This is a genomic window from Paenarthrobacter sp. 10L412 (genome assembly GCF_056395565.1).
The window spans coordinates 129,840-148,960 of sequence record NZ_JBFTJT010000004.1 but is presented as its reverse complement, the minus strand read 5'-3'; the positions used below and the strand labels follow the sequence as shown (position 1 = coordinate 148,960).

Sequence of the window (19,121 nt, the reverse complement as noted above, 5' to 3'; positions counted from 1 at the left end):
TCGATTGGCACGCCCGGAAGGTCGTGTCGGAGGACCCGGTGTGGGGCGGGTCCGCGTTGTGGTCGCGGCGAGAAACTGTCAGGGGAACGGGGCATAATGTCGCAAATGGGGAAAATGAAAACACGGAATCTTGTTCTTGGCCTGGTAGCGCTGGTGATGGCTGGTTCGCTGACCGCGTGCGATGACGGTCGCGCCGGTGCCGAGGATGCAGCGAAGCAGCTGGCCTCCTCCCTTGCCGCGCTCGACGTCGGTTCACTCACCGTGGAGGGCAAGGACGCTTCCGCGGCCAGCGATCAACTCAAAGCGGTGTTCGAGGGACTCGATGCCAAGCCATCGGTTCAGTCGGGTGACGTGAAGCTCGACGGCGAAACCGCCACCTTCCCTTTGAACTACAGCTGGAACATCGGCTCAGCCAAGTGGGAGTACAGCTCCGAGGCTACGTTGAAAAAGTCCGGTGACAAGTGGGCCGTTCAATGGAATCCCCAGCTCCTTGCCCCGGAACTTTCGGATGGCGAGACGCTCTCCGTTAAGACGGTTCCTGCCCAGCGCGGACAGATCCTCGGCGCAGGGGATGCCCCGATTGTGGAAGACCGCCCTGTTTTCCGCGTTGGCATCGACAAGACCAAACTTGCCGCTGATCAGGCGGATGCCTCCGCGCGGGCAATGGCAGCTTTGCTTGGCCTTGACGTTGAGGAGTACGCCAAGCAGGTGGCAGCCTCGGGTCCACAGGCTTTCGTGGAAGGCATCGTCCTCCGCGCCTATACCCCCGAAATTACCGAAGCAAAGATCACTGCCATTCCGGGTGGCGCGAGCATCCTGGACTCCATGGCGCTGGCACCAACACGCACTTTCGCCCGGGCGCTCCTGGGAAGCGTGGGCCAGGCCAGTGCAGAGCAGATCGAAAAGTCCAATGGTGCCTTACGGGCCGGGGACACCACAGGAACCGGCGGCCTTCAACAGAAATACGATTCGCTGCTCCGCGGGAAGGACGGCGTGGAGGTGGTCGCCAAGCAGGAAGCGAAGTCGGAAGGGGAGACCCCTGCAACCAAAGTATTCTTCTCGTCCCTTCCTGTGCCCGGAACAACCCTCAAGACCACGCTTGACCTGAAGCTGCAGCAACTGGCCGAAGAAACGCTTGCCGGAGTAGGGCCAGCGTCCGCCATCGTGGCACTTAAGCCTTCTACTGGAGCTGTCCTGGCGGCCGCATCCGGTCCGGGCAGCAACGGCTACAACACAGCGATGCTTGGCCAATACGCGCCGGGCTCCACGTTCAAGATCGTCGATTCCCTGGCGCTCTTCCGCGACGGCGCCACGCCTGATTCCAAGGTCGAATGCACCCCGACCCTGACCGTTGACGGCAGGACTTTCAAGAACTCCGAAGGCTACCCGGAAAGCTCCTTGGGCTCTGTTACGCTGCGGGACGCTTTTGCCCACTCCTGCAACACCGCTTTCATCAACGCCCGTGACACAGTCAGCCAGGACCAGCTTGAGTCTGCCGCCATGGCATTGGGCGTGGCCGTGGAAGCGCCCAAGCTGGGAGCCGACGCCTTCCTGGGTTCCGTCCCCGGCGCCGCAGAGGGAACCGAGCACGCGGCATCCATGATCGGCCAGGGGAAGGTGCTTTTCTCCCCGCTGTCTGCGGCGATCATGGCAGCCTCTGTCGGCAACGGCGCTCCGGTGTCGCCTCAACTCGTGCTGAACCCTGAAGCCCAGAACTCCAGCGCGACAGCTACACCCACGGAAAGCGGCAGCGCGTCGCCGTCATCCTCTTCCGTTAGCGCGGCGCCCGCGTCACCGCCCTCAACCAAGCCGATCACCAAGGAAGAAGCCGCCGCGCTGTCCGACATGATGCGGGCGGTGGTGACCTCCGGGCACGCAGGATTCCTCGCCCAGGTACCGGGAGCGCCCGTCGGGGCAAAAACGGGAACTGCTGAGTTCGGCAATGACGACCCGCCCAAGACTCACGCATGGATCGTTGCGGTCCACGGAGACCTGGCGGTTGCTGTGTTCGTGGAAGACGGCGGGCTGGGTGCGACCACCAGCGGGCCGTTGTTGAAGTCGTTCCTCACCGCCGCCAGCTAAATCGGGAGAAGCTATGCAAAGCAGCACGCAGTGCGTTGTGGTTGGCGGAGGACCGGCCGGGATTGTGCTGGGCTTGCTCCTTGCCCGGGCCGGAGTTGAAGTCACTGTGTTGGAGAAGCACGCCGACTTCCTGCGGGACTTCCGTGGCGATACCGTGCACGCCTCCACCGTTCGCCTCCTCGACGAGTTGGGGTTGGGCGAAGGGTTCCGGCAGCTACCGCAGAGCAAACTCGGTAATTTCCAGCTGCCTGCCGGGACCGGGGATTCAGTGATCCTCGCTGATTTCGGGCTCCTCAAGGAGCCGTACAACTATGTGGCCATGGTGCCCCAGTGGGACTTGCTGAACTTTCTGGTGGAGGCAGCCAAGCAGGAACCCACCTTCACATTGCGGATGAACACTGAGGTCACAGACCTGCTCCGCGACGGGTCCGGTGCGGTATCGGGTGTGGCGTACAGAACCCGGGATCCCCTAACCGGCGAAACCGTAGGGACGGGCGAACTGAACGCTGCATTGACGGTAGCGTGTGACGGCCGTAGTTCGGTGCTTCGTGCACGGGCGGGTTTGGTCCCACGCGAATTTCCGGTGCCGTTCGATACGTGGTGGTTCCGGCTTCCGAGGAACGCCGATGAGAGGGATCCCGTGGCGTCGATTGCGCCCAGTTTCGGGACTTCGGACGTTCTGCTGAGTTTGACCCGCAAGGACTTTTACCAGATCGCCTACCTCGCGGCGAAGGGACTGGATCCGAAGTTGCGGGCAGAAGGCGTGGAGGCGTTTCGCGCACGCGTCGCCAGGTTGCGGCCAGACCTTTCAGACCGCGTGGGCAACATTCGCTCCGTGGATGATCTCCACCTGTTGGATGTAAAGCTCAACCGCTTGTCCGAGTGGCACAAGCCGGGCCTCCTGCTTATTGGCGATGCTGCCCATGCGATGTCCCCCGCCGGTGGCGTGGGGATCAACCTGGCGGTGCAGGACGCCGTCGCAGCGGCCCGGATCGTTGCTTCCCCGCTGCTGAGCAACACGCTCGACGACGGTCACCTCGCCGCCGTCCAGAAGCGGCGCTGGCCGCCAACCGTGATTGTGCAGACGTTTCAGCGAGTGCTGCATCGCGTCATCTTCGCACAGGTCATGGCGGGCAAGCAGCCAAAGCCGCCCAAGCTGTTGCTCTTCGTCCTCCGTAACTTTCCCGGCTTCAGGAAGTTGCCTGCACGGATGATTGCCTTCGGCCCATTGCCCGAGCATGCACCGCAGTTTGCCCGGCGAAAGCCTGACGCTTAGCCCGCTTGGGCACCCACGCCCAGTTCCGCCGTCGAGCCTTAATACCTGGCCATGGGAAGATTGGGCGGTGGCCCATATTGACGTTTCCGGCATCGACTACTTCCTCTCCGACGGCACCCAGCTGCTCAACGGCGTGACCTTCAAGGTGCCGGACGGCACCAAGACCGCGCTGATTGGACCCAACGGAACCGGCAAAACGACGCTGTTCAAGATTATTTCCGGCGACCTCACACCCGACGAAGGCGTCGTAGGAAAATCCGGGAACATGGGCATCATGCGGCAGTTCGTGGGGCAAGTCCGGGATGAATCAACTGTCCGGGATCTGCTGGTTTCCACGGCCCAAGCCGGACTCGCGGCAGCTGCCAAGGCGGTAGAAGACGCCGAGCTCGCCATGATGGAACATGACGACGAACCTACCCAAATGAAGTACGCCCAGGCGATCGTGGATTGGGGAGACGCCGGCGGTTACGACGTCGAGACGGTCTGGGACGAAGTCTGCATGGCGGCTTTGGGAATTTCCTTCGACAAAGCGCAGTTCCGACGTGCCTCCACGCTGTCCGGTGGCGAGCAGAAGCGACTCGTATTGGAAGCCCTGTTCGCGGGTCCGGATGAGCTCCTGCTGCTGGACGAACCGGATAACTACCTTGACGTTCCCGGTAAACGCTGGCTGGAGTCAAAGCTCAACGAATCCAAGAAGACCGTGCTGTTCATTAGCCACGACCGCGAGCTGCTCAACAACGCCGCCGGACGAATAGTGACGCTTGAACCAGGCATTAATGGCGCCGGAGCATGGATCCACGGAGGGGGTTTCGGCTCCTACGTGGAGGCGCGTTCCGACAGGAATGCCCGGTTCGAGGAACTGCGCAAGCGTTGGGACGAGGAGCACGTGAAGCTCAAGGAACTCGTCAACATGTACAAGAACAAGGCTGCGTTCCGGTCCGACATGGCCAACAGGTACCAGGCGGCGCAGACCCGTCTTGCCAAGTTTCTGGAGGCTGGGCCGCCCGAGGCACTGCCCATTGAGCAGAACGTGAAGATGCGCCTCAAGGGTGGGCGAACAGCCAAACGCGCCGTCGTGGCGGAGAAGCTTGAACTGACTGGGCTCATGAAGCCGTTCTCCACGGAAATCTGGTTTGGCGACCGTGTGGGCGTACTGGGTTCCAACGGTTCCGGGAAGAGCCACTTCCTGCGCTTGCTGGCTACCGGTGGCACCGACCCCGAGCGGGAGCACTTGCCGGTGTCGGACGTTGTCATTGCTGAAGTGCCGCACGAAGGAACTGTGAAGTTGGGTGCCCGTATCCGGCCCGGATTCTTTGCTCAGACGCATGTCCGCCCTGATCTGCTGGGCCGGACCTTGTTGGAGATCCTGCACCGCGGCGACGAACACCGATCGGGCCTGCCCCGCGAAGCTGCGGCAGGTGCCCTGGATTCGTACGGATTGGCCGGCCAGTCGGAGCAAAAGTACGAGTCCTTGTCCGGTGGCCAGCAGGCGCGGTTCCAGATCCTCCTGCTGCAGCTGTCCGGAGCCACCCTCTTGCTCCTCGACGAACCCACTGACAACCTGGACCTGCACTCCGGCGAGGCCCTGGAGCGTGCCATCGATGCTTTCGAGGGAACGGTCCTGGCTGTCACCCATGACCGCTGGTTCGCCAAGTCCTTTGACCGCTTCCTGATCTTTGGCTCCGACGGAAAGGTCTACGAGTCCGAGGAACCCGTCTGGGATGAGAAACGCGTGGAGCGCGCCCGCTAGTCCGCACGCTCTCTCACATCGTTGCCCTTTTCGCCCGATGCTCTCTCAGTTGATGAGAGAGCATCGGCATTTAAGGGGTGGGATGTGAGAGAGGATCCGGGGTTGAGGGGTGGGATGTGAGAGAGCATCGGTGATCAAATGATCACAATGCATGATTAAGTGAGCGTCAGCCTGATACCGTTGAACTATGGGAACTCCTGACCGCCATCGGCTCATTGGCGAGCTGCTGCGCAAACGCGAAGAAGTATCAGTGGACGAGCTGGTAGCGGCTACCGGAGCCTCGGGCGCCACGATCCGCCGTGACCTCGAGATTCTTGCTGCCAATGGAGTACTGAAGCGGGTCCACGGCGGCGCCCGCAGCCTGCTTGCGCGCGGTGACAACCCCGGCTATGGGCAGCGAGAACTGGAAGACCACGAGGCAAAGCTCAAGATCGCAGCGGCTGTTGACGCACTGCTGAAGGACCGCGAGCATGTGTGGTTGGACAGCGGATCCACCGCCACGGAAATCGCGCGGCGACTGAGCCAGCGTGAACTCACAGTGATGCCGATGTCCTTGCACGGCGTCGAGGCGCTGACCCACGCCAAGGAAGGCGGAAGGCCGCAGCTCATTCTCCCCGGAGGAAGCCTCATTCCCGGCGAACAGTCTTTCCGCGGACCCATGACCGAAGCGAACATCCGCTCACTGCGATTCGACACCGCTGTGGTCACGCCCTGCGCCCTCAACGTCAAGGACGGGCTGCTGGCCCATGACCTGGACGACGCCGCAGTGAAGCGCGCCGGCCTGGAATCGGCGTCGCGGGTCATCGTTGCCTCCTCCGGCAGCAAGTGGAATGCCAGCGCGGTAGCCCTGGTTGCCGCGATGGAGACTGTGGACGTTATCGTGACGGACCTGAAGCCATCCTCCGAAGATCTTGCCCGGCTCGACAAACTCTCTGTGGAAGTTGTGATTGCATGACCACCAGCACAAGAAGCGCCACCAATGTCAACGCGGCGGCGGTGGCGACGTTCCTGATCTTCGCCATGAATGGCTTGGTGTTTGCCAGCTGGGCGGCACGCATTCCCGCCGTCACTGAGGCTCTCAGCCTGACCTCCGGCCAAATGGGCACCCTGCTGCTTTGCACCGCCGTCGGGTCCTTGATGGCTTTGCCATCGGCAGGTTGGGTGGTGGGCCGAATCGGTACCGCCGGAACGGTTCGTCTTGCCGGCATCGTGGCGGGTGCCGCAGGTGCGGCGATCGCCTTCTCCCTCATGGCTGCATCGGTTCCGGCCACAGCCATCGCCCTCTTCTTCTTCGGCATCGGCATCGGCCTGTGGGACGTAGCCCAGAACATCGAAGGGGCCGACGTCGAACACCGGCTCAAGCGGACCATCATGCCGCAGTTTCACGCAGCGTTCAGCGGCGGGGCGTTTGTAGGCGCTTTGATCGGCGCGGGGCTGTCGCAACTTGGAGTTGGCCTCCCTGAGCATCTGCTCGTGATCGCCGGACTTGCTGTCCTCCTCGCGCTGACCGTGCCGCGCTACTTCCTGCCGCACGCGGCGTCAGTGGCTGAAACGCTCGACGACGGCGCGCCGGCTCCCAAGGGACCCACGGCTTGGCGGGACGGCCGCACCCTGCTGATCGGTGTGGTGGTTTTGGGTGCCACCCTCACGGAGGGCGCTGGCAATGACTGGATTGCCAAGGCAGCAGTTGATGGACTCGGTACCTCCGAAGCGACCGGCGCACTGCTCTTCGCGCTCTTCGTGGCCGCCATGACTGCGATGCGGTTCCTCGGCGGCAAGGTTATCGACAGGTTCGGCCGCGTCGCTGTTCTCCGTGCCAGCATGGCAGCGGCCGCGCTGGGCCTGGCGTTGTTCGTCTTTGCCGGCAACGTGGTGCTGGCCGGACTTGGTGCTGCTCTTTGGGGCGTTGGTGCGGCGTTGGCCTTCCCCATGGGCATGTCCGCTGCGGCCGACGATCCCAAGCACGCAGCGGCACGCGTTTCCGTGGTCTCCACGATTGGCTACGTCGCGTTCCTGGCTGGCCCGCCGCTTCTGGGTTACCTCGGCGACCAAACCGGAATTCACATGGCACTGCTGGCGATCGGATTGCCTATTCTTGTTGCCCTGCTTCTTGCTGGCGTTGCAAGGCCCTTGCGCGCCAAATAGTCGCCCGGCCAGCGGTTTCATTCTCCTGGATGCATATATTGCAGAACGGCCACCACAACAGCAGGACCACGCCAGCGGCGAGGCAAGCACCACCGAGGACATCACTTAACCAGTGAGCAGACAGGTAGGTTCTGCTGATCATCATCGCGAGTATGCCAAGAACGGCCACCGCTTTCGCCCAGTGCCGGCCAATCAGCAACGCCAACACGACGAGGAACGCGGTTGTGGCAGAAACATGCCCCGAAGGGTATGAGCCGGTATCCGAGAGGACCCTTGCGCCTTGCGGCCTGTCACGGCCGACAACAGCCTTGGTCAGTTGGGTGAGACCCAGGGCAGCAAGGCCTGCCAGTGCAGTGAAGATGGCAGCCTTGGGACGCCGCCCGATGAGTAGGGCGACTGCCAAAACAAGGTGCAACACCAGCATCCCCACATAACCAACCCCGTTCAGCACTACGTTTACTGCGTCCCAGAACGGGGCGTGCAGGGTGAAGGAATAGGCCTGCCATGTTGTATCAATTCTGCTGAAGGCGGGTTCCCCTTGACCGGCCACAAGCATGGCTCCCGGGACCACGAACGCGCACAGCAAGAACAAGGCTGATGCAATGATCTGCCAGCTGGGACGTTGGCGTGGACGCAGGACGCGATTCATGCACTTATCGTAGTCACGCCGGTTGGGCAGGGTGGAGGGGTGTTCTGGAATGCCGCACGGTCCTGCCCCATGGACTCGCGCTAGTGTGGTGGAATGCGAGGTTTCCTGGGCAAAGGACCCAAACACGTGGCAAGGTTCGATCATTTCCTTGTCCGTGCGGTTTCGCGTCAGCCTCACGGCGAGCATGATGATCTCTTCCGGCGGCTTTCAGCAGCGGCCACCAAGGGGAAGCTCTGGTTCGGCATCGCGGGAATCATGGCCACTGTTCCAGGAAAGCCGCGCAGGGCAGCCCTGCACGGACTCCTTGCCTTGGGCGTCGCCTCCGGGGTCACCAACGTCATCTTCAAGACGGCACTGCCCAGGACGCGACCCCTGCCCGAGCATTTGCCCGTCTTCAGGTTCGTGCATCCGCAGCCGGTTAGTTCCTCCATGCCCTCCGGCCACTCAGCCTCAGCCGTAGCTTTTGCCGTGGGAGCGGGGATGGTCTCTCCCGTCTTGGGGGCCGTACTCGCGCCTATCGCCGTGGGCGTTGCCTATTCCCGTGTGCACACAGGGGCTCACTGGCCGTCGGACGTGGTGTTTGGTTCTGCACTTGGCGCGGGTGCTGCCCTCCTGACGCGCACGTGGTGGCCAGCCAAGCCTGCCGAACCTAAACCCCGCCGAACGCCGGCAGATGCCCCAGCGGTTCCCGACGGCGAGGGGCTGAGTATTGCCGTCAACGTCCTCGGTGGTTCCTACTCCCCCGAAACCAGCGAACTGCTGAAGGATGTATTCCCCAAAGCCCATATTCATGAAATCGCTGAGGGCGAGGATGTGGCCGCTGAGATTGAAGCAGCAGCTGCACGGCCGGGCACCGTAGCGCTTGGCGTGTGGGGTGGTGACGGGACGGTTGGCACCGCGGCGGCTATCGCCGTCGAACATTCCCTGCCTCTGCTGGTATTACCGGGTGGAACCCTCAACCACTTTGCCCGCGACCTTGGGACCAATTCCATTGACGCCGCCATCAAGGCAGTCACCCAGGGTCAGGCCGCGCTTGTGGATTTCGGGCATGTTGCCGTCCATCGCGGTTTGCCTGACAACCCCGAGACCAGCGAGATCGCCATGCTGAATACGGCAAGCGTGGGCGTTTATCCGAACCTCGTACGCCGCCGGGAGCGGCTGCAGCCTGCCATGGGAAAACCCTTGGCGAGTGTGGTGGCATCGCTGCGGACTTTCGGCGTGAACTCGCCAACGACGCTCACCGTTAACGGCGTGAAGCACAAGCTGTGGATTCTGTACCTGGGACGTGGACGGTACTATCCCAGCGACCATGCTCCGCTTCGACGTCCTGTGCTGGACGACGGCGTCTTCGATCTCCGCATGATCACTGCGGATGAACCCTTTGCCCGTGGCCGACTGCTTTGGGCCGTCGTTACAGGCACCGTTGCTGCTTCCAAAGTCACGCATCTGACCGAGGCGACTACCATCACCATTGAGGCGATCGGAGAGCCGTTGGTCCTTGCAGTGGATGGTGAGCCTAAGCCCGGGGTGCGCAGCGCCGTCTTCACTGTCAAGAGCCGTGAGCTACGCGTGTACTGTCCACTGCCGGTGGACCCAGGTTCATAGCGTCATCCGGGAGGACTACCCTGACTGGACCCTGAATCATCCCTGAGACAGGCGATTTCCGGACCCTCGGTGACTAGCGTTGTCAGTACAGTCAACAACTCATCTGCACGCACACGTGCTCCGAGGAGGGAACGCTTCCATGATCGAAGCAAAAGGCCTGACGAAGGTCTACGGCGAGAAGACCGCCGTCGGCGGTGTCAGTTTCACTGTCCAAGCCGGACGGGTGACGGGCTTCCTGGGCCCGAACGGTGCCGGCAAGTCCACCACGATGCGCATGATCATGGGGCTGGACACTCCCACCGCGGGTTCGGTGACCGTGAACGGTGAGCCGTTCGCCAAGCACGTTGCGCCGTTGCGTGAAATCGGTGCCCTGCTTGATGCCAAGGCAGTCCATACGAGCCGCACGGCGTACAACCACCTGCTCGCCATGGCCGCGACGCACAGCATCCCCAAGAGCCGGGTGCGGGAGGTCATTGAGATGACCGGGCTGGGAGAAGTCGCCAAGAAGAAGGTGAAGGGTTTCTCGCTCGGTATGGGTCAGCGCCTCGGCATTGCGGCAGCGCTGCTTGGCGATCCGCAGACCATCATCCTGGACGAGCCCGTCAACGGCCTGGACCCGGAGGGCGTGGTCTGGGTTCGGAACCTGGTCAAGTACCTCGCTTCCGAGGGCCGCACCGTGTTCCTGTCCAGCCACCTCATGAGTGAGATGGCATTGACGGCAGACCATCTGATCGTGATTGGCCGCGGCAAGATCATTGCGGATGCACCCATCGCAGAGATCATCACCGGCAAGGGCCAGGCCCGCACCCGCGTCCGCACGGACCAGCCGGAGCGGCTCATGCAACTACTCGCCGGCACGGGTGTCTCCGTGGAGGTCCACGAACGTGAGCTGCTGGAAGTTTCGGGCCTGGATCCTCGCGGAATCGCCCGGACTGCCCTGGACAACCAGGTCATGGTCTACGAGCTGACCCCGCTCCAGGCAAGTCTCGAAGAGGCTTACATGGAGTTGACCAAGGACGAGGTGGAGTACCACTCGCACATCACCGCCGGGGCGTCTGTTCCCGTTCAGGCCGGAGGGAAATAGACATGAGCACCACCACTTTGGACCGCAAGTCCATGCGTAACTCCGTCGGTCCAGGACCGGCCTTCCATCGCGTACTGAACTCCGAGTTCATCAAGTTCCGCACGCTGTTGTCCACGCTGATTCTCTTGGCTTCCACGGCGCTGGTCATGGTTGGCTTCGCAGCACTTTCGGCTTGGGGTACAGGGCAGTTCGCCGAGCAAGCTGCCAGGGATCCCGAAGCCGCAGCAGCCATTGCCGCGCAGGGCGGGGACATCGCAGTTACCATCCCCACCTCCGGCATCGCATTCGCCCAGCTGATCCTCGGTTCGTTGGGCGTCCTGCTCATGAGCTCCGAGTTCACCACGGGAATGGCGCGCTCCACCTTCGCCGCGGTCCCCAAGAGGCTCTCGCCGTTCCTGGCCAAGCTGATAGTCGTGATGGTCAGTGCCTTCCTGTTGACGGCGGTGTCCACCTTCATAGCTGGCCTCGTGTCACTCCCGATCGTGGATTACTACGATCTCAAGCTGGATCTCAGTAGCTCGCAATCGGTCAAGCTTTTGCTGGTCAACAGTATTTACGTGGCAGCCGTGGCAGCGATTGGTATGGCACTTGGAACCATCGTCCGCAACTCGGCCGGAGGCATCATGAGCCTCGTGGGTCTGTTCTTTGTGGCCCCCATTGCTTTCCAGCTCATTCCCGGCGATTTCTTCGTGGAGGCCCGCAAGTACCTTCCGGGCAACACCATCAACCCGATGACCGCCGTCGAGCATGTTCCGGACACCCTGGAAGTCTGGCAGGCCGCCCTGGTTCTCGGCGCTTGGGTTGTAGTGCCGGTTGCCTTGGCGATGGTCCTGTTGAAGAAGCGGGATGTCTAGGCCGTCTAGGCTCAATCCATGACTGAAGTTCCACAAGTGAAGGACGCGCCGGCTGTCACAGCCGACGCGTCCTTCGCTGAAATTGCCCAGCGTCGCAGAGGCCGTATCCGTCGGTACTTTTTCGAGCGTCCCCGTGCGATGGATGCCGTGGTTGTCCTTTGCTACGTCCTTTTGGCCCTGCCCACCATCATCGCCTCGATCATCGAGGGCAAGTGGCTCGTCGTCGGGCTCTTGCTGCTGATCGCGACTGTCCTGATATTCCGGCGGCGCTACCCGCTTCAGGTGGTTGCCGCCGTCGCGGTTCTGGAAGTCCTGGCCACCGTGCTGAACCCGTGGGGCTCAAACGTTTCCGCGGGTCTGTGGTTCGCACTCTACGCGGTAGCGACGACCCGGAAGCGGGCGACTTCACTGGTGGTGTTTGGCGCTGCCAGCCTGCCGCTTAGCCTGCTGTACCTTTTCATGTGGACAAGCCCCAGCAGTATGAACACCCTGCAGGACGTCCCCGAGAACTTCCACCTCATCAACAACATCGCCACTGCTGTGACCATCATGTTGTCCAACCTGCTGGCCACGGGCATTGGTATCTCGGTCCGCCAGCGGCGGGAGCATGAGGCCGAGATCGCCGCTTGGGCAGCGCGGACAACCCAGTTGGGCAAGGTCACCGAGCGCAACAGGATTGCGCGGGAAATGCACGACGTCGTGGCTCACTCCCTGACGGTAATGATCAGTTTGTCGGACGGTGCGGCAGTCGTGGTTAAGAAGGACCCCGACCGCGCTGGCGACGTCCTGGGTGAACTGTCCCGAACGGGCAGGGCGGCACTTGCCGACATGCGCCGGGTGCTGGGAGTCCTGCGCGACGATTCCGGCCGCCCGGCGCCACTGACGCCGCTCGAGTCCGGGCTTAATCTGGCCAAGCTGCTGGATGGATTCCGTACGGCCGGCCTGCCGCTGCACTACGCGCACACGGGGCCCGCGCTTCCGGCCGATCCTGCCTTCGAGCTCACCGTTTACCGGATTGTGCAGGAATCGTTGACCAATGTTCTCCGCTATGGGCGCTCGCTCAGTCGCGTGGACGTGCAGGTAGCCCGCGACGGCGACCTGGTCACCATTGACGTGCTCGACGACGGCCGCGGAACCCGGGAGGGTGGCGAGTCAATGGACAGCCTGGGAACACGGCAAGGCATTGCCGGGATGCGTGAACGGGCGGGAATCTATGCTGGAATCGTTAGTGCCGGTCCGAGCAAAAGGGGAGGCTGGGCGGTCCACGCCGAGCTGCACTGGAACGGCGAAAAGGGGGAATAGTGGTAGATCAGGGCGTCATCAAGATCCTGCTGGTGGATGACCAGCCACTGCTGCGGATGGGCTTTCGACTCATCCTTGAAGGTGAAGAGAACTTCCATGTGGTGGGCGAGGCATCGGACGGGAACGAGGCTGTCCGGCAGGTTGAGGAGCTGCAGCCGGATGTGGTGCTCATGGACGTTCGAATGCCCACTATGGATGGCATAGAAGCCACGCGCCGCATTTCGGAAGCCGGTTCCGAAGCCCGGGTCATCATCCTCACCACGTTTGACCTTGACGAATACGCCTTCTCGGGACTGCAGGCGGGCGCTTCTGCATTTCTGCTTAAGGATGTGGCCCCTGTTGAACTCGTGCATGCTGTGCGGCTTGTGGCCAGTGGTGACGCAGTCGTGGCCCCCCGCGTAACGCAGAGGCTGTTGGAGACGTACGTACGCGGCGGCAGCGTACCCGGCCAATCGCCCAGCCCCCATCGCGATCCGTTGTTGGACGATCTCACACCACGCGAGACCGAGATCCTCACGACCATCGCCGAGGGGCTGTCCAACGCGGAGATAGCCCACAAGTTCTTCCTGTCCGAGGCCACAGTTAAGACCCATGTCCGCCGGATCCTCAGCAAGCTGCAACTGAGGGATCGTGTGCAAGTGGTGGTGTACGCGTACGAGACCGGACTTGTTGTGCCGAGCAACCCGGACTACTAACCCCTAATCCCCTGACAGGTAACGTGCAACATATGCATTAACAAATGTTTTTAATGACCACGTGCGGGGAAACTGTGTTACCTTCGTCACTACAGACGCCCTCCTTGGCACCCTCAGTCCGGATGTCCTCAGGCGTACCGTTCGCATCTGTCATTAACCGGAGACACCACATGGAACCTTCAGCACCCCTGCAATTGGACCATCTACCTGATGCTCCCGCTTCTCCCGCCTCGTCCATCGCCGCCGAAACCGGCCTCCGCCGAACGATGGGTCCGCGGCACCTCATCATGATCGCGATGGGAGGTGTTATCGGATCGGGTCTGTTCCTCAGTTCCGGATACACGATTTCCCAAGCAGGTCCCCTTGGCGCCGTCATTGCCTACCTGGTGGGGGCATTCGTGGTCTATCTGGTGATGGCCTGCCTCGGAGAACTCGCCATCGCCTATCCGGTGTCAGGCGCCTTCCACATTTATGCTGCACGATCCATCGGTCCGGCCACGGGCTTCGCGACGGCCTGGCTCTATTGGCTTTGCTGGGCAGTTGCTATCGGGTCCGAATTCACGGCGTCGGGCCTGCTCATGCAGCGGTGGTTCCCTGACGTCGAAGTGTGGGTCTGGTGCGTGGTGTTCGCAGCAATCCTCTTCGGACTCAATGCCATCTCCTCCAGGTTCTTCGGAGAATCCGAGTTCTGGTTCTCCATTGTTAAAGTGGGTGCGATCATCGCGTTGATCGTGCTGGGCGGAGCCGCACTCCTCGGGTTCCAGCCGCTCTCGGAATCCGGCAACCACCCGTTCCTTTTTGAGAACTTCAACACCTCAGGGGGCCTCTTCCCCAACGGTTTCTCGGGGGTCCTTGTTACTGCTCTGGCAGTCTTCTATGCCTTCTCCGGATCTGAACTCATCGGCGTCGCTGCTGGAGAAACTACCGATCCCGCGCGAAACATCCCCAAAGCCATGCGCAGCACCGTAATCCGCCTCCTGATCTTCTTCGTCGGTGCCATCGCCGTCATCGCAGCAACTGTTCCTTTCGATCAGGTGGGCTTGGATGAGAGCCCGTTTGTCACCGTGTTCTCCTCGGTGGGCATCCCCTACGCGGCGGACATCATGAACTTCGTCATCATCACGGCACTGTTGTCTGCCGGCAACAGCGGACTGTTCTCCTGTGCACGCATGCTGTACTCGCTGTCCGATGAGGGGCACGCGCCAAAGGCTTTGAAGCGACTGACGCGGCGCGGGATTCCCCTTGTTGCCCTCTCCGTCAGCATGCTTGGCGGGTTGGCATCGCTGATCAGCAGTGTGGTTGCTCCCGAAACGGTTTACCTTGCCCTTGTTTCGGTGGCCGGATTCGCGGTGGTAGGGGTATGGATGTCAATCACGGCATCCCACTTCTTCCATCGCCGGGCATTTATCCGAAACGGTGGGCAGGTGGCCGATCTTGCCTACAAGGCCCCGTTCTTCCCGCTGGTTCCCATCCTGGCATTCACGCTTTGCCTGGTCTCACTGGTCGGCATTGCCTTCGATCCAAACCAGGTTGCTGCCCTGTACTTCGGTATTCCGTTCGTGGCCGCCTGCTATATCTACTTCCACTTCAGGCATGGACGCGCCGCGGTTAAGCAGATCGCCTGATCAATCCAGCGCAGGGCTTCACGGCCGGACTCCACAGAGAGTCCGGCCGTGAAGCCTTTCATCGTCCTCACCAAGGGGACCTGATTCTTGCCGCTGACATGGGCGTGTGAGAATGGCGTGAGCGCTTGGCGGAAGGAGGGGGATTCTTGGAGGTGTCACCGGAGGCGTCGTCGTTGGCGCAGGGGCTTCGTCTCGTTCGGTTGGTTACGGACCGCGAAAAGCAGGGCCGTCAGCTGCTTGGCGTATCCCAACTCGCGGCTGAGCTGGACATGGAGCAGAGCCGGGTTTCGCGCCTGGCCCAGGAACTGTGCGACTTAGGGCTGCTTGAGCGGCTGGAGCGCGGTCCTTTCCGCGCGGGACCACGGTTCTTCAACCTGGCCGCTTCCCTCAATGTTGGCTGGGTTCATGATTCCAGGGCAGAACTGGAAGAGCTGGTCTCGTCCCTGGGGCTCAGGTCCCGGCTGTCAGTGCGCGACGGTGTCAGGGTTCTGCTGCTGCGTTCCTCTACCAACAATTCAGTCCTGGGCGGGTTCGCAAAGCCGGGAATGGTCACACCTGTCTGGTGTACGGGTTCCGGGCGGGCATTGCTGTGGGACCACTCCCGGAACGAACTGGAAGCCCTGCTCAAAGATGTCAACTTCATTGGCGTCGGCGGGCCAGCCGCAGCGCATTCTCACGCGGAAGTCGACGCCCTCATGGAGCGCGACAGGCCCCAGGGTTTTGTTTTGGCGGCCGAGGAGTTCGAGCACGGTGTATGGGAGCTGGCCGTACCTGTTCGGGATCCTTCAGGCTGCATCCTTGCTGCGCTCAGTGTGCTGGGTACCCGTTCCGATGTTGAGAGGGCCGCGCCGGAGCTGGCCCCGCTGCTGCATTCGGCAGCGCACCGACTCGGTTCCGCATCCGGGACTGCCTGTTCCGCATCCGGGACTTAAGTCCGGGGGCGGCTATTGAGGCCGCCCACCCACCATGGATTCGAGCCATTCCTGCCAGGAGTGGAGTGCGACTGCGTAAGTTTCGCGGTGGGGCTCAATGCGGGACTTCGGGCCCACAATTTGCAGGGCTGCAGCAACCTCCCCTTTGAAGTCGCGTATGGGTGCAGCCAGCGAGTAGAGTCCTGGCTCAGCTTCTTCGTCCACGATCGAGTAACCGCGGACGCGGGCATCATTGAGCCGCGCCAGGAAGTCCTCCACGGAGGAAGGCGTATTGGGCCCATGCTTCACGAACTCAACAGACTCGAAGATCTTGCGGACTTCTTCGTCCGGGGCGTCCCACAGAAGTGCTTGGCCGGCATCACTGCAATATGCAGGATAGGGACGTCCCAGCCACGATCCCACGAGGTTGGCGCTGGCAGGCACTTGTTCACCGATGGTGACCGTGCTGTTGCCGCTGAGCACGCCAAGAAAGCATGCCTCGTTGGTTTCAGAAGCGAGACCCTCAAGCGCGGTTAGCCCGTCCGTCTTCAGCCGTTGTTCAGCGACCAGTTGCGCGTCCGTCAGGATACTCCAGCCCAAGCTGTATTTCCTCTGATCCCTGCGGGCCAGGAATCCCTCCTGTAAGGCGCCCTTGAGACTCCGCGATACCTGGCTGCGGTCCTTGTCCAGGTCGGCCGCGACGTCGGCCACCGTACCGCCGTCGTATCCTTGCGCGTGACGGGCACCGACCGCAAGGATGGCCATCATGCCGCGGCCCATGCTGGAGGTCTTTGACATGGATTGATTCTAGCTACCTGCCGCAGGCACGAGGGACAGGCAGTGGGGACGTGCCCGACGGCGGACACCAGTGGTCAGCTCCTAGTGGATGGCGAAAACCCTGGCCGGAAATCCACTGCCTTCCAAGGGTTTGGCCCAGGTAGCAACCAGGACGGCGCCTGCCTCGGGCACGTTGTCCAGATTGGCAAGAAGTTCAATCTGCCATTTGTCGCGGGCCAAGACATAAGTTTCCAGGCTGAAGTCCTGTTGGGAAGTGGCGACGCCGGGATCAGTGTCCGTTTGTTCGTGGCCCACCGCAGCCACGGCACGGTTCTCGATCAGGTATTCCAGAACCTCGCGTGACCAGCCTGGAGTGTGGCTGATGCCCGCTTGGTCCTTGTTCGCCATTGCCTGCGCATCGGGCCATCGCTGGCTCCAACCAGTGCGTAGCGCCACAAAGGAACCCGCCAAAATGCGCCCGTTCCTCTCCTCCCAAGCCTGAACGTCGGCGAGTGTTGGAGTGGCATCTTCATCGTTGCGAACGCGGTCACTGATATCCAGGACAACCAAGGGCAACAGCATTTGTTCCACAGGTATCTGGTCGAGCGTTCGGCCACCCCGGACAAAGTGCGACGGCGGATCCACGTGGGTTCCCCACTGGCCAACTATCGAGTACCGGTGGGCCGTAAATCCGTCCCCCTTTTCCATGTCAAAGAGGGCTTCGCGGGACTCATCCGGAAAGGCAGCAAAATGGGGCTGACCCGGACGGAACGCGTGCGTCAGATCGGTGTACGTCCTGCCTTCGAGCAGGGGCGCGAGCTGCTGCCATAACTGGGAATTCATCAAGCCACCCGGCTTTCAATGGCGGGAGCATGCGCGCTGCTGGAGACGCTCAGTGGCCCGGAGACTTCAATGACGGGAACTTCCCACGGGTGGATATCCACGATCCGCTGGACGAGCTCATGAACGGCCTGGTCAGAGAGCGAGTCATCAAAGTAGGTGGTGAACACGAATGTCGGCGAGATGGTCCTCTGCCCCACGCTTCCCAATGTGGGGTTGGCACCTTCCGCGACGGTAAAGCCCTCGAACCCTGCCGAGGACTCGAAGACGTGGTGGTAATTACCGAAGCCACCCAGCTCCGGCGTTGCAGTGAGCGCTTGCAGCAGCGAGGCGATGCCTGGGTCAGACTCCAGGGCCCCCAGATCGCCACTGGCCAGTTGGGTCATCGTGTCCAGCGGGATGGGCCAGTGGATGCGGAGCTTCCGCACTGCTTTCAATTCAATGTTCATGGGGCGATGCCTTCCGTGGGTGTGCTTGGGAGCAATCGTGACACAAGGTGACGAGCATTACAAGCATATAGAAATGTTTATATTGCACATACGACCTGAGAACCCTTAGTCCACAGCTTTCACAGCTCCACCATGGTTTTGGCATATACAAGGCACAGTCCATGTGGGTTTGATGGACGCATGACATCCCCGCAGCCACATCCAAACCACGATCGCGGCCTCGAATTCGATCTCTCCACACTCCTGACCCGTCGGCGATCGTTGGGAGTCCTGTTCGGCGCGGGGACGGCAGCGGCCTTGGCAGCCTGCACGCCGGGTTCCGGAGGGGGCGCCGCATCGTCGTCGTCTTCCAGCGCTACCCCAACCGGGACAGAAAGCACGACGGCGGCCGGAACGCCTTCCGCCACCAGTACGGTGACGCGTGCACTCGCTGAATGCGGAGTCGAGATCCCCGAGGAAACACTCGGCCCCTACCCCGGCGATGGTTCCAACGGGCCGAATGTGCTCGAAGCATCGGGAGTGGTTCGCAAGGACATCACTTCAAGCTTCGGTAACTCCACCACGAAGGCCACGGGTATCCCACTGACTTTCACCCTGACGCTCTTGGACAACGCCAACGGTTGCTCGCCTCTGGCGGGCGCAGCGGTCTATGCGTGGCACTGTGACCAGAACGGAAAGTATTCCCTGTACGACTCGGGGCTGAAGAACGAGAATTACCTCCGCGGCGTCCAGGAAGCCGACAGCAACGGCCAGGTAAATTTCACCACCATCTATCCCGGCGCCTACAGTGGCCGGTGGCCTCATATTCACTTTGAGGTATTTGAATCCATGAGCAACACTTCTGCGGCCGGCCAGGTGTTGGCAGTTTCCCAGATCGCCCTGACCGAGGCCGCGTGCAAGGAGGTCTACGCGTCGGAGGGATATGAATCGAGTGCCCGGAACTTCGCAAAGAGCACCCTGGCAGATGACAACGTCTTTGGTGACGATGGCGGCATATATCAGCTGGCCACCATGTCTGGCTCGGTCGAGGGAGGCTACACGGCCGCGCTGAACGTCACGGTCTGACGCGAAGCGATC

17 protein-coding genes are annotated in these 19,121 nt (G+C 61.8%); 13 read left to right on the top strand and 4 right to left on the bottom strand.

The features are described from left to right. The first annotated feature begins 96 nt into the window (after nucleotides 1-96). From AC1DD7_RS05875 to AC1DD7_RS05855, 5 genes are all read left to right on the top strand, one after another. Nucleotides 97-2,082: a penicillin-binding transpeptidase domain-containing protein gene (locus AC1DD7_RS05875; RefSeq protein WP_477514200.1), complete on the top strand. Its 1,986-nt coding sequence runs from the start codon at nucleotides 97-99 to the stop codon at nucleotides 2,080-2,082. A gap of 13 nt (nucleotides 2,083-2,095) precedes the next feature. Beyond that, complete coding sequence (locus AC1DD7_RS05870) at nucleotides 2,096-3,358, top strand: FAD-dependent oxidoreductase (protein ID WP_477514199.1); 1,263 nt, start codon at nucleotides 2,096-2,098, stop codon at nucleotides 3,356-3,358. 67 nt (nucleotides 3,359-3,425) lie between these two features. Then, nucleotides 3,426-5,108, top strand: a complete 1,683-nt coding sequence (locus AC1DD7_RS05865) for an ABC-F family ATP-binding cassette domain-containing protein (protein ID WP_477514198.1) — start codon at nucleotides 3,426-3,428, stop codon at nucleotides 5,106-5,108. 187 nt (nucleotides 5,109-5,295) lie between these two features. Beyond that, nucleotides 5,296-6,063, top strand: coding sequence for a DeoR/GlpR family DNA-binding transcription regulator (locus tag AC1DD7_RS05860; protein WP_477514197.1), 768 nt, complete (start codon nucleotides 5,296-5,298; stop codon nucleotides 6,061-6,063). After that, on the top strand, nucleotides 6,060-7,253 hold the full coding sequence (locus AC1DD7_RS05855; protein ID WP_477514196.1) for an MFS transporter: 1,194 nt from the start codon (nucleotides 6,060-6,062) through the stop codon (nucleotides 7,251-7,253). The genes AC1DD7_RS05860 and AC1DD7_RS05855 overlap by 4 nt, the downstream gene beginning before the upstream one ends. Here AC1DD7_RS05855 and AC1DD7_RS05850 read toward each other — a convergent pair. Further along, nucleotides 7,198-7,902, bottom strand: a complete 705-nt coding sequence (locus AC1DD7_RS05850; RefSeq protein ID WP_477514195.1) for a phosphatase PAP2 family protein — start codon at nucleotides 7,900-7,902, stop codon at nucleotides 7,198-7,200. The two genes, AC1DD7_RS05855 and AC1DD7_RS05850, sit on opposite strands and share 56 nt — an antisense overlap. Nucleotides 7,903-7,995: 93 nt before the next feature. Here AC1DD7_RS05850 and AC1DD7_RS05845 point away from each other — a divergent pair, with 93 nt between their 5' ends. The 7 genes from AC1DD7_RS05845 to AC1DD7_RS05815 all read left to right on the top strand — a co-directional run bounded on the left by AC1DD7_RS05845 (nucleotide 7,996) and on the right by AC1DD7_RS05815 (nucleotide 15,999). Beyond that, the gene (locus tag AC1DD7_RS05845) at nucleotides 7,996-9,507 is read left to right on the top strand and encodes a phosphatase PAP2 family protein (protein ID WP_477514194.1); all 1,512 of its coding nucleotides are present in this window, start codon (nucleotides 7,996-7,998) and stop codon (nucleotides 9,505-9,507) included. A gap of 139 nt (nucleotides 9,508-9,646) precedes the next feature. Further along, nucleotides 9,647-10,591 (top strand): ABC transporter ATP-binding protein, encoded by a 945-nt coding sequence (locus AC1DD7_RS05840; RefSeq protein WP_431117324.1) that lies wholly within the window; start codon nucleotides 9,647-9,649, stop codon nucleotides 10,589-10,591. A 2-nt stretch (nucleotides 10,592-10,593) separates the two neighbouring features. Further along, on the top strand, nucleotides 10,594-11,445 hold the full coding sequence (locus AC1DD7_RS05835) for an ABC transporter permease (protein ID WP_477514193.1): 852 nt from the start codon (nucleotides 10,594-10,596) through the stop codon (nucleotides 11,443-11,445). An 18-nt stretch (nucleotides 11,446-11,463) separates the two neighbouring features. Then, nucleotides 11,464-12,747, top strand: a complete 1,284-nt coding sequence (locus AC1DD7_RS05830) for a sensor histidine kinase (RefSeq protein WP_477514192.1) — start codon at nucleotides 11,464-11,466, stop codon at nucleotides 12,745-12,747. Nucleotides 12,748-12,803: 56 nt separating this feature from the next. Continuing rightward, the gene (locus AC1DD7_RS05825; protein ID WP_477514317.1) at nucleotides 12,804-13,442 is read left to right on the top strand and encodes a response regulator; all 639 of its coding nucleotides are present in this window, start codon (nucleotides 12,804-12,806) and stop codon (nucleotides 13,440-13,442) included. Nucleotides 13,443-13,612: 170 nt separating this feature from the next. Beyond that, complete coding sequence (locus tag AC1DD7_RS05820; RefSeq protein ID WP_477514191.1) at nucleotides 13,613-15,067, top strand: amino acid permease; 1,455 nt, start codon at nucleotides 13,613-13,615, stop codon at nucleotides 15,065-15,067. A 146-nt stretch (nucleotides 15,068-15,213) separates the two neighbouring features. Beyond that, on the top strand, nucleotides 15,214-15,999 hold the full coding sequence (locus tag AC1DD7_RS05815) for an IclR family transcriptional regulator (RefSeq protein ID WP_477514190.1): 786 nt from the start codon (nucleotides 15,214-15,216) through the stop codon (nucleotides 15,997-15,999). Between the two features lie 12 nt (nucleotides 16,000-16,011). Here the strand turns inward: AC1DD7_RS05815 and AC1DD7_RS05810 are convergent, their stop codons facing one another. The 3 genes from AC1DD7_RS05810 to AC1DD7_RS05800 all read right to left on the bottom strand — a co-directional run bounded on the left by AC1DD7_RS05810 (nucleotide 16,012) and on the right by AC1DD7_RS05800 (nucleotide 18,044). Next, nucleotides 16,012-16,776, bottom strand: a complete 765-nt coding sequence (locus tag AC1DD7_RS05810) for an IclR family transcriptional regulator (RefSeq protein WP_477514189.1) — start codon at nucleotides 16,774-16,776, stop codon at nucleotides 16,012-16,014. A gap of 81 nt (nucleotides 16,777-16,857) precedes the next feature. Then, nucleotides 16,858-17,598 (bottom strand): cyclase family protein, encoded by a 741-nt coding sequence (locus AC1DD7_RS05805; RefSeq protein WP_477514188.1) that lies wholly within the window; start codon nucleotides 17,596-17,598, stop codon nucleotides 16,858-16,860. After that, on the bottom strand, nucleotides 17,598-18,044 hold the full coding sequence (locus AC1DD7_RS05800; RefSeq protein ID WP_431117318.1) for a YqfO family protein: 447 nt from the start codon (nucleotides 18,042-18,044) through the stop codon (nucleotides 17,598-17,600). The genes AC1DD7_RS05805 and AC1DD7_RS05800 overlap by 1 nt, the downstream gene beginning before the upstream one ends. Nucleotides 18,045-18,224: 180 nt before the next feature. Between AC1DD7_RS05800 and AC1DD7_RS05795 the strand changes: the two genes are divergently transcribed. Beyond that, nucleotides 18,225-19,109, top strand: coding sequence for an intradiol ring-cleavage dioxygenase (locus AC1DD7_RS05795; protein ID WP_477514187.1), 885 nt, complete (start codon nucleotides 18,225-18,227; stop codon nucleotides 19,107-19,109). The last annotated feature ends 12 nt before the right edge of the window (nucleotides 19,110-19,121 follow it).

Coding starts and splice junctions, on each gene's coding strand:
- AC1DD7_RS05820 (WP_477514191.1), top strand. CDS start 13,613: ATGGAACCTTCAGCACCCCTGCAATTGGACCATCTACCTGATGCTCCC.
- AC1DD7_RS05850 (WP_477514195.1), bottom strand. CDS start 7,902: ATGAATCGCGTCCTGCGTCCACGCCAACGTCCCAGCTGGCAGATCATT.
- AC1DD7_RS05805 (WP_477514188.1), bottom strand. CDS start 17,598: ATGAATTCCCAGTTATGGCAGCAGCTCGCGCCCCTGCTCGAAGGCAGG.
- AC1DD7_RS05810 (WP_477514189.1), bottom strand. CDS start 16,776: ATGTCAAAGACCTCCAGCATGGGCCGCGGCATGATGGCCATCCTTGCG.
- AC1DD7_RS05795 (WP_477514187.1), top strand. CDS start 18,225: ATGACATCCCCGCAGCCACATCCAAACCACGATCGCGGCCTCGAATTC.
- AC1DD7_RS05800 (WP_431117318.1), bottom strand. CDS start 18,044: ATGAACATTGAATTGAAAGCAGTGCGGAAGCTCCGCATCCACTGGCCC.
- AC1DD7_RS05855 (WP_477514196.1), top strand. CDS start 6,060: ATGACCACCAGCACAAGAAGCGCCACCAATGTCAACGCGGCGGCGGTG.
- AC1DD7_RS05870 (WP_477514199.1), top strand. CDS start 2,096: ATGCAAAGCAGCACGCAGTGCGTTGTGGTTGGCGGAGGACCGGCCGGG.
- AC1DD7_RS05835 (WP_477514193.1), top strand. CDS start 10,594: ATGAGCACCACCACTTTGGACCGCAAGTCCATGCGTAACTCCGTCGGT.
- AC1DD7_RS05840 (WP_431117324.1), top strand. CDS start 9,647: ATGATCGAAGCAAAAGGCCTGACGAAGGTCTACGGCGAGAAGACCGCC.
- AC1DD7_RS05860 (WP_477514197.1), top strand. CDS start 5,296: ATGGGAACTCCTGACCGCCATCGGCTCATTGGCGAGCTGCTGCGCAAA.
- AC1DD7_RS05875 (WP_477514200.1), top strand. CDS start 97: ATGTCGCAAATGGGGAAAATGAAAACACGGAATCTTGTTCTTGGCCTG.
- AC1DD7_RS05825 (WP_477514317.1), top strand. CDS start 12,804: ATGGGCTTTCGACTCATCCTTGAAGGTGAAGAGAACTTCCATGTGGTG.
- AC1DD7_RS05830 (WP_477514192.1), top strand. CDS start 11,464: ATGACTGAAGTTCCACAAGTGAAGGACGCGCCGGCTGTCACAGCCGAC.
- AC1DD7_RS05845 (WP_477514194.1), top strand. CDS start 7,996: ATGCGAGGTTTCCTGGGCAAAGGACCCAAACACGTGGCAAGGTTCGAT.